General features: G+C 69.8%; 17 protein-coding genes and 1 pseudogene. 2 read left to right on the top strand and 16 right to left on the bottom strand.

The features are described from left to right. Window positions 1-2 precede the first annotated feature (2 nt). The 5 genes from OG568_RS41415 to OG568_RS41435 form a co-directional block, all read right to left on the bottom strand. Window positions 3-608, bottom strand: coding sequence for a hypothetical protein (locus OG568_RS41415; RefSeq protein ID WP_329535218.1), 606 nt, complete (start codon window positions 606-608; stop codon window positions 3-5). After that, window positions 605-2734: a hydantoinase/oxoprolinase family protein gene (locus OG568_RS41420; RefSeq protein ID WP_329535220.1), complete on the bottom strand. Its 2130-nt coding sequence runs from the start codon at window positions 2732-2734 to the stop codon at window positions 605-607. The genes OG568_RS41415 and OG568_RS41420 overlap by 4 nt, the downstream gene beginning before the upstream one ends. Before the next feature lie 99 nt (window positions 2735-2833). Beyond that, complete coding sequence (locus tag OG568_RS41425; protein WP_329535221.1) at window positions 2834-4432, bottom strand: FAD-dependent oxidoreductase; 1599 nt, start codon at window positions 4430-4432, stop codon at window positions 2834-2836. A 57-nt stretch (window positions 4433-4489) separates the two neighbouring features. Then, on the bottom strand, window positions 4490-5587 hold the full coding sequence (locus tag OG568_RS41430) for a LacI family DNA-binding transcriptional regulator (RefSeq protein ID WP_329535223.1): 1098 nt from the start codon (window positions 5585-5587) through the stop codon (window positions 4490-4492). 445 nt (window positions 5588-6032) lie between these two features. Further along, window positions 6033-7004 (bottom strand): tetratricopeptide repeat protein, encoded by a 972-nt coding sequence (locus tag OG568_RS41435; RefSeq protein WP_329535224.1) that lies wholly within the window; start codon window positions 7002-7004, stop codon window positions 6033-6035. Between the two features lie 519 nt (window positions 7005-7523). Between OG568_RS41435 and OG568_RS41440 the strand changes: the two genes are divergently transcribed. After that, the gene (locus tag OG568_RS41440) at window positions 7524-7877 is read left to right on the top strand and encodes a hypothetical protein (protein ID WP_329535225.1); all 354 of its coding nucleotides are present in this window, start codon (window positions 7524-7526) and stop codon (window positions 7875-7877) included. On the opposite strand, the gene OG568_RS41445 is transcribed toward OG568_RS41440, so the two are convergent. From OG568_RS41445 to OG568_RS41475, 7 genes are all read right to left on the bottom strand, one after another. Beyond that, window positions 7857-8111, bottom strand: a complete 255-nt coding sequence (locus OG568_RS41445; protein ID WP_443077907.1) for a winged helix-turn-helix transcriptional regulator — start codon at window positions 8109-8111, stop codon at window positions 7857-7859. The genes OG568_RS41440 and OG568_RS41445 overlap by 21 nt on opposite strands. Window positions 8112-8404: 293 nt before the next feature. Continuing rightward, the gene (locus OG568_RS41450) at window positions 8405-9073 is read right to left on the bottom strand and encodes an SDR family oxidoreductase (RefSeq protein WP_329535226.1); all 669 of its coding nucleotides are present in this window, start codon (window positions 9071-9073) and stop codon (window positions 8405-8407) included. A gap of 91 nt (window positions 9074-9164) precedes the next feature. Continuing rightward, window positions 9165-9398, bottom strand: coding sequence for a hypothetical protein (locus OG568_RS41455; protein WP_329535227.1), 234 nt, complete (start codon window positions 9396-9398; stop codon window positions 9165-9167). A gap of 187 nt (window positions 9399-9585) precedes the next feature. Further along, complete coding sequence (locus tag OG568_RS41460) at window positions 9586-9738, bottom strand: hypothetical protein (protein WP_329535228.1); 153 nt, start codon at window positions 9736-9738, stop codon at window positions 9586-9588. A gap of 49 nt (window positions 9739-9787) precedes the next feature. Beyond that, window positions 9788-10210, bottom strand: a complete 423-nt coding sequence (locus OG568_RS41465) for an LLM class flavin-dependent oxidoreductase (RefSeq protein ID WP_329535229.1) — start codon at window positions 10208-10210, stop codon at window positions 9788-9790. 104 nt (window positions 10211-10314) lie between these two features. Beyond that, complete coding sequence (locus OG568_RS41470; RefSeq protein ID WP_329535230.1) at window positions 10315-10491, bottom strand: DoxX family protein; 177 nt, start codon at window positions 10489-10491, stop codon at window positions 10315-10317. A gap of 86 nt (window positions 10492-10577) precedes the next feature. Beyond that, the gene (locus OG568_RS41475; protein ID WP_329535231.1) at window positions 10578-11255 is read right to left on the bottom strand and encodes an SDR family NAD(P)-dependent oxidoreductase; all 678 of its coding nucleotides are present in this window, start codon (window positions 11253-11255) and stop codon (window positions 10578-10580) included. 146 nt (window positions 11256-11401) lie between these two features. On the opposite strand from OG568_RS41475, the gene OG568_RS41480 reads away from it, so the two are divergent. After that, on the top strand, window positions 11402-12100 hold the full coding sequence (locus tag OG568_RS41480; RefSeq protein WP_329535232.1) for a TetR/AcrR family transcriptional regulator: 699 nt from the start codon (window positions 11402-11404) through the stop codon (window positions 12098-12100). A 106-nt stretch (window positions 12101-12206) separates the two neighbouring features. On the opposite strand, the gene OG568_RS41485 is transcribed toward OG568_RS41480, so the two are convergent. From OG568_RS41485 to OG568_RS41500, 4 genes and pseudogenes are all read right to left on the bottom strand, one after another. Then, on the bottom strand, window positions 12207-12611 hold the full coding sequence (locus OG568_RS41485; protein ID WP_329536591.1) for an SDR family oxidoreductase: 405 nt from the start codon (window positions 12609-12611) through the stop codon (window positions 12207-12209). Beyond that, window positions 12587-12778 carry a hypothetical protein gene (locus tag OG568_RS41490; protein ID WP_329535233.1) on the bottom strand — a complete coding sequence of 64 codons (192 nt, stop codon included), beginning with the start codon at window positions 12776-12778 and terminating at the stop codon, window positions 12587-12589. The genes OG568_RS41485 and OG568_RS41490 overlap by 25 nt, the downstream gene beginning before the upstream one ends. Window positions 12779-12829: 51 nt before the next feature. Further along, on the bottom strand, window positions 12830-13411 hold the full coding sequence (locus tag OG568_RS41495; protein ID WP_329535234.1) for a YybH family protein: 582 nt from the start codon (window positions 13409-13411) through the stop codon (window positions 12830-12832). 40 nt (window positions 13412-13451) lie between these two features. Then, window positions 13452-13691: pseudogene (locus tag OG568_RS41500) on the bottom strand (transposase); the annotation flags it as partial. Between the last annotated feature and the right edge of the window lie 97 nt (window positions 13692-13788).

Here is a 13788-nt window from a genome sequence, read left to right on the forward strand (position 1 = left end):
GGTCAGTTCTCTCTTCCGGGCCGGGTGAGCGCCGCGCGCAGCGCGGCGGTGAGGAGGAGGGGGCTGCGGCCGAGCCCGCAGACGGTTCTGGCATAGGCGTGCGCGGCGACCTCCTCGGCACCGGCGACATGGCCGGCCACCCGATGGCGCCCGAAGCGCAGCACGGTGTGGCCGAGTGCCTGCTTGAGCGCGGCCTTCGCGGGGCCGTGGTGGAGGTGGGCGTGCACGGCTTCGTGGGCCAGCGCGGCCGCCCGCACCGAGCCCGGCGGATACCAGGCACGCCAGCCGTGGGCCTCGACCACCTCCTCGGCGAGGGCGAGCGTGTCGGTGTAGAGCTCGACCGTCGGTGGCCGTGACGTGTAGCGGGCGAGCAGCATCCGCTCCAGCCCGCCGTCCCGCTCGACCACGCGTGCCGTGGAGGGCACGGGGGCGAGTCGGGATCCGAACTCGTCGGCCCTACGGGCCCATTGGCGCAGCAGCTCAGGGTCGCGGCCCTCATGGGTAGGGGTGGCGGCCAGTAGCCGTACGGCCCATTCGACGTCGTCGACGGAAGCCGGGTCCCGTAACTTCGAGTCCTGGAAGGTGAGTTCGCCCTCCGTGGCTGTCATGACCGCACCTCCAGGACCGCGACCACCGGCTCGTCCGCCGCGCGGGTCCGCAACTCGCTGTGGGCCAGCGCGAGCAGGGGCTGGGGATCGAGAACGCCGGACAGGTCGGCGATGCGGGTGCCGAGCAGCAGCCGCAGGGCGGGAGCGCGTACCCCGCCGTCGCCGTACGAGGTGGCCTCGCCCACCAGCCGGGCGAGCACCTCCGGGGCGGCGGCCACGGTGGTGGTCTCCACGCGGGCGTCGGCCGCGTGGTGGCGTACGACGCCGTCCACGTCGACGATCCGTATGGGGTGGCGGGTCGGCCGCAGGCGGCGGTGTGTCTGCGTGCCGTAGACGGTGTGGGCGGCGGTGCCCGCCAGGACGTGGACCGCCGCTGGGTCGGTCTTGAGACTGGCCGCCGCGGCACGCAGTCGCTCGGTGTCGTCGGCGCGGTGGGACCGGTCCTGGGTGCGTAGTTCGGTGGCGCCGGTCGCGACCGCGCGCACGGTGTTGGTCTGCGGGTCTACGGTGACCTCGACCTCGACGCCTTCGGCGGCGGCGCCCTGGGCGACGACCGCCCGCTCCGCCTCGGCCCGGACGGCGAGGATCTGTTCCTGCGTGGCGCTGGGCACGATCCGCTCGACCTGTTCGCGTACGAGCGCGAGGGCCACGCCGATGGGGCTGATGACCTCGTTGTGGCGGGCGATGCGGCCCTCCATGCCTTTGGTTCGAGCGAGGTGCGGGGTGACGGACGCGGCACCGCCGCCTCCGCCGACGAGGACCGCCGTGTCCTTGTCGAGGCGGTAGTCGCGGATCATGGCGTCCACCACCGTCTTCACCTGGGCGATGCCCGCGTCGAGGATCCGCGCGGCCGCGGTCGCTATGTCGGTGCCGAGCACGGCGGCCAGCGGAGCGATCGCGGCGTGCGCGGTCTCGGGGGCGCTGCGGGCGAAGTCGCCCTCGGGGACACGGCCGAGGGCATTGGCGGCACAGGTCATGGTGACGGCGAACCGCCCGCCCGCCGCGTCGATCACGGCGTAGTCGGCGGGGTCGCCGTCCATGGGCCGGACGGCGTCCACCGTGGCGTCGCGCAGCTGGTCCGGGGAGGCGAAGCAGGCGTACGGCAGTCCGGCGATGTGGGCGCTGCGTGGTCCCACGCCCGTCACCCGGCCTTCGCCGATCCGCACCATGGAGCCGCCACCGACGCCGACCGTGCGCACGTCGAGGGCGTTCAGATACGAGGTCCTGCCGAGGATGGTGGCGTGCCGGACGGCGACCTTGCCGCGGCGCACGACGCTGATGTCGGTCGAGGTGCCTCCGGTCTCCAGGAACACGCCCTCGCTCACCCGCTCCTGCATCAGAGCGCCCGCGACTCCCGCAGCCGGTCCCGACAGGACCGTCAGGAGCGGTCGGCGGCGCATCTCGCCGAGCGCCATCACACCGCCGTCGCAGCGCATCACCATCAGGGGAGCGGTCACGCCCGCCTTGGTGATGGAGGCGTCGACGAGGTCGGCCGTGGCCAGCATGCGGGGCAGGATCGCCGCGTTGACCACGGCGGTGCGGGTGCGCTTGTGCAGCCCGTACAGCGAGGTGATCTCGTGCGCGGCGGTCATCGGCAGTCCGTACGGCCGTGCCGCGTCCAGGACGGCCTGCTCGCCGTCGGGGCGGTCGACGCTGAACGGCTGGCTGGCGACGAGGACCGATGCGCCTTCGCCCTTCAGCTGTTCGACGGCGTGACGGACGGCTGACGTGTCCTGGGGGTCGGCGACATGCGCGTAGGCCAGCGGAAGCCGTTTGCCGGGGGCGAGTTCGAGCTTGCCGAACGAGGCGAGGCGACGGGTGAGCATCGCTGAGGGGCCGGTCCCGATGCCGATCAGTCCGACGGCCGCCACGTCGCCCTCCAGGAGGGCGTTGGTGGCCTGGGTCGTGCCGTGCGCCAGAAAGGCGACGTCGGCGGGGGCGCAGCCGGTCTGATCCAGGAGCCGGTCGAGCGCCTCGACGATGCCGTGCGCGACGCCGTCCTCGTGGTGGTGGCTGGTGGGGACCTTGACCTGCCCCAGGAGTTCGAGGGTCGTGGCGTCCACGGCCACGGCGTCGGTGAAGGTTCCGCCCACGTCGATGCCGACGCGTATGCGGGGTGTGTTCATGTCCGGACACCTCCTTGTGCTGGATCGGTTCGCGCGGGCGGTCACCGGGCGGGTCAGGCGGCGCTGCCCCGCCCGAACTTCCTTCCGCGCGGGGGTTGTTCAGTAGCCGCGTACGTCGGGCCAGTGGCGCTGCACCCCGTCCCGGTCGAGGAGCCTCGCGAACTCCTCGAACCGCTTGTCCTCGGCCTGTACCTGGTGCGGCTCGACGTCCTCGGCGACGCAGTGCGCGGCCAGGGCACCGGCGACCTCGCCGACGTTCCACTCGACCGGGTGGAGCCGGTAGCAGCCGTTGGTGAGGTGCGTGGTGCCGATGTTCTTGCCGGCGGGCAGCAGGTTGCGCACCCGGCGCGGCACGAGCGCGCCGAGCGGGATCTCGAACGGCACGGACCCGATGTCGATGTAGTTGTCGCCGCCGGTCGAGGGGTGCAGGTCGATGCGGTAGCTGCCGACACCGACCGAGTCGCGATGGCGCGTGCCGCCGTACGGTCCGACGAGGTCGATCGCCACGTCGTGCTCGGTGACCGTGGTGACGGCCTTGATACGGCGGGACTCGCGGACGTACGCCGCCTTGGCCAGCCCGTCCGCCGTACCGGTCACGTCCGGGCGGATCCGCAGGCCCGGGAAGCCGGTGCCGCCGTCCGCGCGCGGCGCCTCGGTCTGCAGCCAGTACAGCAGCGACAGCGACAACTGCCGGGCCTCGCGCAGCGCTTCGGTCTGCTGGCCGATGTACGGCTTGAGCCAGTAGTCGTTGAGCGGCCAGTTGACGAGTGTGATGTCGGAGTCGAAGGCGCCCGGGGAGTGCAGCTTGCGGGCGAGGACACGACGGAAGCCCCACAGTTCCTTGTCACCGGCGTCGGCGCTCTGGTCGGCGGAGACGCTGAGCGGGTCGAGGGTCGGATTCGGTACGAAGGTCCGCGGCACCGGCTCCAGCGTGCGCGGGTCGGGCGCCTCGAAGCCGAGCAGCGGGCCGGGCCAGAACGAGGGCCGGTAGGCGCGCCAGAAGTCGTAGTCCTCCGGGCGGTCGATCGTGTGGTCCTCGCCCTCGTGGTGGGAGAGCGCGAAGCATACCGTGATGCCCTGCTGGTTGAGGGGCTGAGCCCCGTCCGGGGCGTGCGGCTCGTCGAACTCGGCACGTGCCTCGGCCCCGTTCGCGTGCTCGACGCCCGCGAGGTGGAGGAGTTCGCCCGTCTCGGTGGCGTCCAGGACGTAACGCGCGGCGAGGGTGCGACGCGTTCCGTCGCGCAGGTCCTTCAGGGTCACCGACCGTACGACATCGTTGTCGGACTCGGCGGAGATCGGCCGGTGCTCGGTGAATACGGTCAGCCGTCCCGCCGCACGGTGGGGCGCGAGCATGCCCTCCAGGACGGCGAGGGCGACCCTTGGCTCGTGGCAGAGTTTGCTGACGCGGCCCGCTCCCGGGTTGAGGTCGGCGAGCGCCAAGGCCTCGGCCCGCAACGGGTACCAGTGGCGGTAGTACCTCCGGATCTCCTCGCGCAGCCGCCGGTACGAGGCGGTCGTACCGAACCGCTCGACCCACGGGTGCTCGTCGGGCGGTACGGCCTGGCTGGTGAGCTGGCCGCCGATCCAGTCCGTCTCCTCGGTGAGCACGACGCTGCGTCCTGCCCGGCAGGCGGCGAGCGCGGCGGCGACGCCACCGAGCCCACCGCCCACGACGAGGATGTCGGCTTCGGATGTCACGCTTCTCCTTGCTGCTGGTTCGTGTTCGTCGGAGGGTGGGGTCCGCGTGGGGCGTGCTCAGGGACAGGGACGCGGCGGTCCGGTCGTCAGGCCCGGGCGGAAGACACAACTGACGAGTGGTTCTCGCGCGTCTTCGCCCGCGATGAGTGCGGTGAGCAGTCGTACGGCGGCGGCGCCCAACTGGGGTCGGGGGATGCCGAATCCGGTCGGCAGGGGTTCGCTGGCCAGGTCGGAGGGTGGGCTGCCGAGCAGGGCGAGGGACACCTCGGTGGGGCAGTGGAGGCCCGCCTCGCGTACGGCGGAGAGCAGGCCCCGCCAGGCCGCTCCGGTGTCGGTCTCCTCCGCGACGAAGGCCGTCACTCCTTCGTCGGCCCAGGCGCGCAGCCGTTCGGGCGTGAGGTCGCGCAGCGGATCGGCGGACCGGAAGACGGTCGCGGGCCCGGCCGGCAGGCCCGCTGCTTCCAGTCCTTCCAGGAAGCCGCGCTGACGGTCCGCGGAGGCGGGCGCGTCGTCGTCCTCGCGGACGAGGATGATCCGCCGGTGCCCCGACCCGGTCAGGTGGCCCACGACGTCACGGGTGGCTTCGACGTAGTCCGCGCCCACCCAGGCCACGCCGTCCAGTTCCTCGCGGCGGCCCAGGTGTACGACCGGGAAGCCGTCCTCGACGAGCCGTTTGAGCTCGGCGCGGGGGGTGTGCCGGCCGAGGAAGAGACAGCCGTCGGCGAGCCGGACCCGGCTCAGGGCGTCGGGGACCGTGGCCCCGGCCCCGCCGGTGCTCGATCCGGTGAACAGGACCAGGTCGTAGCCGAGTGCCGCCGCCTCGTGCTCCACGCCGACCAGGAAGGGGTAGTAGGAGTGCTGGACGTCGGTGGGGAAGGTGGCGGTGAAGCTGAAGACGCCGAGGAGGTTGTTGCGGGCGGCGGCCAGGCGGCGGGCGGCCGGGTCGGGCACGTAGCCGAGGCTGCGGGCCGCTTCCAGGACCCGTCGGCGGGTCTCTTCGGAGATGATGCGTGCCTTGCCGTCGGGCTTCGGGGAGAGCACCAGGGACACGGTCGCCTGGGACACTCCCGCGAGCCGGGCCACCTCGGCCTGCCGGGGCCGTGACGTACGCCCGGCCGGAGCGGGCGTCCGCCCGGGCCGCTTCCTGGGTTCCACAGCGACTCCCCCCTCGGGGCAGGGTCCGGCTCTGTCGGCGGCGCCGTTAATGCGTATTACCTAATGCGTATTAACGAGAGACTGTGCACTTCCCCGCCCGGCGGGTCAAGAGGCTGGGACAGAAGTCTCCGTGATGGGCGAACGTCCCGGGGAGTCTCAGACTCTTCGCGACGGAGAACGAGATGAGCCGCCCGGCCCGGCGATCCAGAGCACCAGATGGACCGCTGGGCCGAACGCCGGGCTGTCCCGGCGTTCGGCCTACTCGGCCTCACCGCTCACCGCCCCTGTTGGTCCACTCTTTGTGACCGAACAGGGTGTCGCCGTCCTCGCCCCGGGCGGGCGCGCGCAGCAGCGCGGCGGCCGCTCGAACGATCGCCTCGACCAGGGCGGCGGGGTTGCAGCCAGCCTGGCAGAGCGCTTGGTACGGGAACTGGGGTCGGCGGTCTCATCCCGTGGCGGGGGGATCCCTATGCGCCTCGCCGTAGTGCTCCGCGAGGCACCGCCTGACGTCCTCGGCCATCGGGTCACGGAGAGTGTCGAGAACCGCGACCGCCTCGACCAGTGCCTCCCGGGCGACGGCTGCCCTGCCGACAGCGGCGAGTTGCCCGCCCAGATCCATGAGTGAGCGGGCCAGACCCAGCAGGTCGCCGACCCGGCGCCGCACCGTGACAGCCTGCTCGTACCAGCCGATCGTTTCACTCGTTCGTCCCTGGGCCTTGCAGACGTCACCCAGCCCGTGCAGGGACTTGGCCTCTGTGGGCAGATCCGCCGTCTCGCGCGCGCCGGCGAGAGCCCGCTCGTACTCCTCGTACGCCTGAGCGGGGCGGCCGAGGTTCAATTCGAGCGCGCCGATCTCGCTCAGGGTGATCGGCTCAGCGCGACGATCACCGGTTTCCTGACGGATCGCCAATGCTTCGCGCCGGCGGTGCAGAGCTTCCTCGTACCGTCCCATGAGACGCAGCGTCCAAGCGACGTTGTAGGCGCTCGTGGCCTCCCACCGTCGGTCGTTGATGTCCTGGCTGACTCGCAGCGCCTCGGTGAAATGCACCAGGGCGTCCTCGTGGCGCTCCAGGTCCGATTCCGCACCACCGAGACAGATCAGGCTCCATGTTTCCGGCCACCGATCACGCAACCGTCGTGAGGCTTCGACCGCGGTCGTCGACAGTTCGAGTCGGTAGCTGTTGTGCCCGCGCAGACGCAGGAAGTAGACGAGTGCCACGGGAAGCTTCCAGGCCATCTCGTCCCTACCGAGTTCGACAGCCTGCTGCACGGCGGGGACCAGGCTGGACAGTTCGGCGTCGCACCACCGGAGGGCCGCGGCGGGATCGGCGAACGACGCGTTTCCCTCGTACTCTCCGCGGTCGAGAGGAACGTGCTGTCGTTCGGGGACCAGAACGCGGTCGGCGGCGTCCGCCATCCGCAGATAGAACGACAGCTCGCGTACGAATAACGCCTTTCTCCCGTTTCCTCGAGCATGTTGACGGCCGTCAGCCTGCGCAGGACGCGCCGCGTCTCGGTCTCGGAAAGGGCCGTCAAGGCGGCAGCGGCCTGTACAGAGAAATCCGGTTCGGCGTGGAGCGACAGCAGCCGGAAAGCCCTGGCGGTCGCTGGGGGCAGTTGCTGGTATGACCATGAGAACACCGTGCGAACCTCCATTTCCTCGTCCAGTGCGGAAAGTGCTTCGAGCCGATCCCCACCGCCTGTCAGCTCCTCGAGAAGTGCCGTGAGACTGGCGTCGGAACTCGCCTGCCGGGCCGCCATCCTGACGGTGAGAGGCAGGCGGCCGCAGCGCACCACGAGTTGTGTCGCGCCGTCCGTGTCCCGGTGACCGGACAGGCGCGAGAACAGTTCCACCGCCTCGGGTGTGTCAAGCGGCCTGATGGGCAAGTGTGTGGCCCCGTCCACAGCCGTCAGACTGCCCAGCCGGTTCCTGCTCGTGACGATCGTGAAGCAGACGGATGACGAAGGGAGCAGTGGCCGCACCTGGTCCGACGAGCCCGCGTTGTCCGCCACCAGCAGCAGTCGTTTTCCGTCGAGCAAGGATCTGAAGAGCGCCGACATGACCGCAACCCTGGTCATCCGGCGCTGCGCATGGGCCGGGAACCGGCGCGGTTCCTACGAGCACACGGCGTTCACGTTCCTCGGGTCGGCCGAGCGGTGGTGTACCGGTGTCAGCCCGATGTGGGCAGAGGGTCTTGCCGAGTGGGCTCGCCATCCGCGAAGCCGAAGACGAATGCAACGACCTCTCAAGGGACAGTACCGGTCGTCCCTACTGGTCGCCTTCCAGTAGATAGGTCTCCGCCCACTGTGAGAGTGCGCTGAGCGTGGGTTCCAGCGTCGTGCCTGCTTCCGTGAAGCGGTAAAACACTCGAACGGGTGGTCCTTCGTCAACCTCGCGCACTGTGAGTTCCCTGGCACCGAGTTCGGCGAGGCGGTTGGAGAGCATGCGCTCGCTGATTCCGGGGATCGCGCCGTGCGGGTCGGCGAAGAGGTATATGAGTCGTGCTGTGCGGGTTCGAGGGATGGCTGGCCGTTGCCGATCGCCTGCCCGCCCGATACACGCGGAGCTTGAACGTGTGTGTTCGGCTTGATCGGAAGCATTGAAAGCCGCGGTGTGATCTTGGGGATGTCGGAATGGAACATGAATTTCTCGGCGCACGCTCTCGGGTCATGATGCGTGTGGTCCTGACAGCACGATCCGTCGTCGTCCAAGCGGTATCGATAGTGCGTTCGCTGACGTGATGGATCCTGTTTCGAGAGTGCAGAGAGCGTGTCGGTCTTCGCCGGCAGAGAGGGCTCTGGTCAGCGGGTGTTGCGTCAGCCTTTGAAGATCTGTTCGGCCTGGTCGCGCTTGGTGGTGTGAAGTTCCCAGTGGACGGGGGAGATCTGATCGGCCGTGGCACATGGCTGTCCGTAGAAGGTGGGGGTGCCGATCGTCGCGGCGATGCCTATGTGGGCGGCCTGGATGCCGGTGCCGTCGAGTTCCTTGTGCAGGTTGAGGGCCCAATTGCGCAGGGCGGCCATGGCGGCGTCCGTGTTGGCGGTGGGCGGCTGGGGGGTGATGGAGCGGGCGCTGGTGGTGTAGAGGAGGGTGCCGGTGCCGGCCTCGCGCATGGCGGGCAGTACGGCCTTGGTGGCGGCGATCGCCCCATAGAGCTGGAACTCGATCTCGTGCTGGATGTGGGACGGCTCGATGTGGGCCGGGGTGGTCAGGGTGGTGGATTTGAGCGAGTCGGCCGGGGAGTACTCCAGGACGCCGATGCCGTCGAAGTGGTCTGCGGCGTTCTTGAGTGCCTGGGTGAGGGCGTCGCGGTCGAGGACGTCGGCGGGGAAGGCGGCGGCGGTGATGCCTTCGGCGGTGAGGGTGGTGACGAGTTTGTCGGGGTTGCGGGAGACGAGGGCGACGTCGTAGCCATGGGTGCCGAAGGTGCGGGCGATGGCCAGGCCCAGCTGGGGGCCGGCTCCGACGATGGCGATGCTGCTCACAGCGATCCTTTGTGAAAAGGGATGGGATGTGTCGGGTGACAAGGCGCTTTGAGCCTCGTCGACGGCCAAGCCGTTGCGTGTGCGGTAAGGGTCACCACCACCTGGGTTCGGGGGGCGTCTGGACACGGCGAAAGGGTGCCGGGCTGGACGTGGGCGAGACTCCCGGTTCCTCGGAGGCGTCGCCTTCCCGACTGCCCTGGAAGACTTCTTTGAGCATCGGCATGATGGCCGCTGCCAGGGACACGCCGTTGGTCGCCTGCACGATCTCCAGCAGGCCGGTGGTCACGTCGAGGTCCTCGGCGGGGAGGTCCTTGCCGTCGCGCATGCGGATCAGAGCGTCTCTGAACGCTTCGGCGAGGTGTGCCGAGCGGGGGGGCGGACGACAGCGGCTCGGCCTGCGGCAGGTGGGTGACCGACAGGTCGGTGGCTTTTGTCATGGCTGTTTGCTCCTTGTGAGTGAGTGAGTGAGTGAGTGAGTGAGTGAGTGAGTGAGAGGGCCGGTTTGTCGGTGTTCACACTGTGGTCGGTCCTGTCGGGACGCCGAGCTCCTTGCGGATGGCGGGGGCGACTTCGGTGGCGAGGAGTTCGATGGAGTCGTGGACCATGGGGGCGGGCATGCCGCCGGAAGAGGTCGTCGCGCGCGCCTTGGGATGTCGTGCCGACATAGAAGTGGGTGGAGACGGCGAGTTTGAGCCGCTCGGCGGATGTCGCCGCCTATGAGGCCGAGAACCATGGGCAGACCGAGATGCCCGGCGCGTTCCACGCTGGGGGAAGTGCCTCCGACGCCGAGCCACAGAGGCAGTTGGGCCTGAGGGGGCGTGGCGGGTCGGGCAGGCAGTCCAGTGCTGGGCGGAAGCGCCCAGACCAGGTGACTTGTGCGGGGTTCTCGCGGATGGCGAGGAGTAGCCGCAGTTTCTCCGTGAACACGTCGTCGTAGTTCTTCAGGTCGATGACGGCGGGGTTGGCGACGGCGAAGTCCGGGCTGTGGTGCTCGGCGAGACCGAAGGCGTCCAGGCCCGCGCGGTCGGCGGCGACGACGTAGGACATGATCTCGCGGATGCGGCGAGCGGCGTCGTGCTGAGCACCCGTCGCAGGGTCCGTCTGCAGATCGGACAGGGACAGAATGCCGAACTCCACCTTCAACTCCTGTGTGGTGTTGCTGAGTTTGGCTGGGAAGCGGGAAGGGGGGCGGCCCCCGGGGCAGTTGCCGTGCGCCGCCGCCGTAGGGGGAGTCGGGTCGGTCAGGAGGCGTGCGGCCCGAAGCGGCCCCACATCACGATGGCCGCGACGATGAGCAGTACCGCGTTGAAGGCGATGCCTGAGGGTTCCTTGCGACGGGCATGGAAGCCCATCGCCAGAACCATGATCACCACAATGCCCGTGGCGGCCAGCGATGTCAGTACGGGCGACATATTCATCGGAGCGGAGGAGCTTTCACTTCGGTCGCGCCGCGGCGCTCGCACGCCGCGGCGCGACCAGGGTTCGGCGGGAGAAGCCGGTGTGGTCAGCCCTTGAAGATGAGCTCGGCCTGGTCGCGCTGGGTGGTGTGCAGGTCCCAGTAGACGGGGGAGATGTCCTCGGGCTGGATCACTGGCTGGCCGGGGATGAGGGAGACGGCGATCGACACGTCGATGCCTATGTGGGCGGCCTGGACGCCGGTGCCGTCGAGCTCCTTGTGCAGGTTGACCGCCCAGTTGCGCAGTGCCGCGGCGGCGGCGTTGACGTTGCCGACCACGGGCAGGGGGTCGAGGGAGCCGGCGCCGGTGGTGTAGAGGAGGGTGCCGGTGCCGGCCTCGCGCATCGCGGGCAGTACGGCCTTGGTCGCGGCGATCGCCCCGTACAGCTGGAACTCGATCTCGTGCTGGATGTGGGAGTAGTCGCTCTCGGCCGGGGTGGTCAGGACGACCTGGCCGAACGTCCCCAGCGGCGAGTACTCCAGCACGTCGATGCCGCCGAACCGTGCCGCGGCGTCCTTCAGTGCCTGGGCGAGGGCGTCGCGGTCGAGGACGTCGGCCGGGAAGGCGGCGGCGGTGATGCCCTCTGCGGTGAGCGTGCCGACGAGGTCGTCGAGCTTCTCGCTGTTGCGGGAGACGAGGGCGACGTCGTAGCCCTGGGTGCCGAAGGTGCGGGCGATGGCCAGGCCCAGCTGGGGGCCGGCTCCGACGATGGCGATGCTGCTCACAGCGATCCTTTCGCAAAGCCTCGGTGAGGGAGGCGAGTAATTTGGATAGCCCTATCCGATTCTAGATCCGGATAGGGCTTACCGGTTCGACGTGTCGACCGTACCACGGAAAATGGATAGGTCCTTCCGATTGCTAGACTGTCGGTATGACTCCTGGCGCCCGGAATCCTGACGACACCGCCGCTCAGCCGCTGCGCAGCGACGCCGAGCGCAACCGGGGCAGGATCATCGCGGCCGCGCGCAGCGTGTTCGCGCGCGACGGGCTCAACGCCTCCATGGCCTCGGTGGCCCGCGAGGCGGGTGTCGGGATCGCCACGATCTTCCGCCACTTCCCGGCCAAGGAAGACCTGGTCGCCGCCGTCTTCGCCGACCGTATGGACGCCTACGCCGACGCGGTCGCCGTCGCCCTGGACGATCCCGACCCCTGGCACGGCTTCGTCGGCTACATCGAGGCCGCCTGCGCGATGCAGGCCGCCGACTACGGCTTCGCCGACGTGCTGACCACGACCTTCCCCACCGCCAAGGCGCTGGAGGCGCGCCGCAACGAGGCGTACGAGGGCATGGTGCGGCTCATCGGCCGCGCCAAGGAGACCGGCCGGTTGCGTGAGGACTTCGACCCCTCGGACCTGGTGCTGCTCCACATGGCGAACGCCGGCGTCGTCAACGCGACCGGAGACGCCGCGCCCGACGCCTGGCGCCGTGTCGTGGCCCTGTTCGTCCAGTCCTTCGAGGCCCCCGCCCGGGGCCCGCTGCCCGCCTCGCCCGAGCACGAGGCCCTTTACAGGGCCATGCTCCGCGCCGCCCCGGCAGGCCCCGTGGCCCCCGCCCCGAACAGCAAGAGCTGACCTTGGGGATGGGGCCTGGGTTCGGCCCCCACTGATGGTGGCGCAGAATGTCTCGACCACTGCTTTCGGGAACGCGGCGTTGGGGACCATCCTGTCGTCCCGACGGTCAACCCGGCCTTGTTGCATCGGATTTCGTTGGCCTCAAGTGGACTCGTTGTTGGTGTGAGCAGCGAACATGGCGCAGGTGTCGAAGGCACCGGGGTGCGTGCCTGCACGCCCGGTGCCGGGGCGGTCCGGTCTGGCCGAGGAGGCTGCCGCCGGTGGCGTCGATGAACGCTCCTGTGATCCAGCGGGCCTGGTCGGTGGCGAGGAAGGTGACGACGTCGGCGACCTCCTCCGGCTCACCGACGCGCTTGAACGCCGACAGCTGCGACATCCGCTCGCGAGCCTCGGGGATCTTGAAGATCGCGTTTCCGTTGTCCGTGATACCGGTGGCGACCCGGGTCAGGCCGGACGAGATGTTGATGACGCGCCCTCGGTCGGGGATCAGTCCGAGGGCCCGCTGGGTGATGAGGAAGGGGCGCCGAGTTCGGCGGCGATGGTGAACGCCCGGCCGCCGTTCACGTGGATGAGTGCGGAGGTCTCCTGCGCGGCCTGTTCGTTGTGCGCGTAGCGCACGGCGACCAGGGCTCCCTCGCGTGCCAGGCCGACGGCCGAGCCCCGGCCGGGCCGTGGCATGCCCGACGGTGGAGGCATCTGCCGTCAGGCGGCGCTCCGCCGTGTGGACCGTCAGCTGGTTGCCGGGGCGAGGATCTGACGTGCGGCGAGGTGGGCGATCTTCCACCGCCCGTTGTCGAGTCGGTAGTGATCGGAGAGTTCGAAGATGTGGCCGCCGTATCCGAGCAGGGTGATGGTTCCCTGGGCGGTGGTGTCGCTGATGGCGGGGAAGTGCTGGGCGGCCACGGCGTGGCGGATGGTCACCTCGGGGCCGAGGCGGGCGTTGAGCTCCTCCAGGATCTCGGCATGGCCCCGCAGCTCGCGTCCGTGCACCTCGTACAGCGCGTCGGCGGCGAGGAATTCGAGTACCGCGGCGTGCTCGCGGCGGTCGTAATGATGGTAGAGAGCCGTGTTGAGCCTGGTCAGTGCCCAGGCGGTCGCATCCTCCGGAGTCATCCCGTCCGCTCCTCCGAGGCGATGCTGTCCGGGCCGGCGCGGGTCTTGAGGAGGAAGTCGAACTCCATCGTGCTCCAGGACCGGCCCGACGGGGTCCGCCAACAGCGTCCAGTCGTTCTCGCGGGTCTTGGTGAAGCCCAGCCCTGGGTCGACGATCATTTGGGAGAGGTCGATCCTGGCGGACACCACGATGCCCATCTGGGGTTCGACTTCCTTGACAACCGCCAGCCGGGGGCGCCTTCCTCGAGCCGGCTGCATGCTGGTGAGCCCGCACCGCTGTCGAGTCCACCGACACGTCCCAGTCGATGCCGCCCGCGGCGTCCTCGGCAGCCTGGATGTGAGGCAGCAGCATCGCCCAGGTTCCATCGGCTGACCATCGGCGATGACGTCTATAGACCGTCTCCCAGGGCCCGAACCGCTCCGGCAGGTCCCTCCACCGCACACCCGTCCGCACCCGGTACAGCACCCCGCCGATCACCGACGGTGATCACTCCACCGCCCCACACACGCATCACTACGAGGCAAGAACGACATCAGCCGATCCCACTCCGCATTCGCCAGATCCCCACGACCCA

It is taken from the genome of Streptomyces sp. NBC_01450, from assembly GCF_036227505.1.
GTDB lineage: Bacteria > Actinomycetota > Actinomycetes > Streptomycetales > Streptomycetaceae > Streptomyces.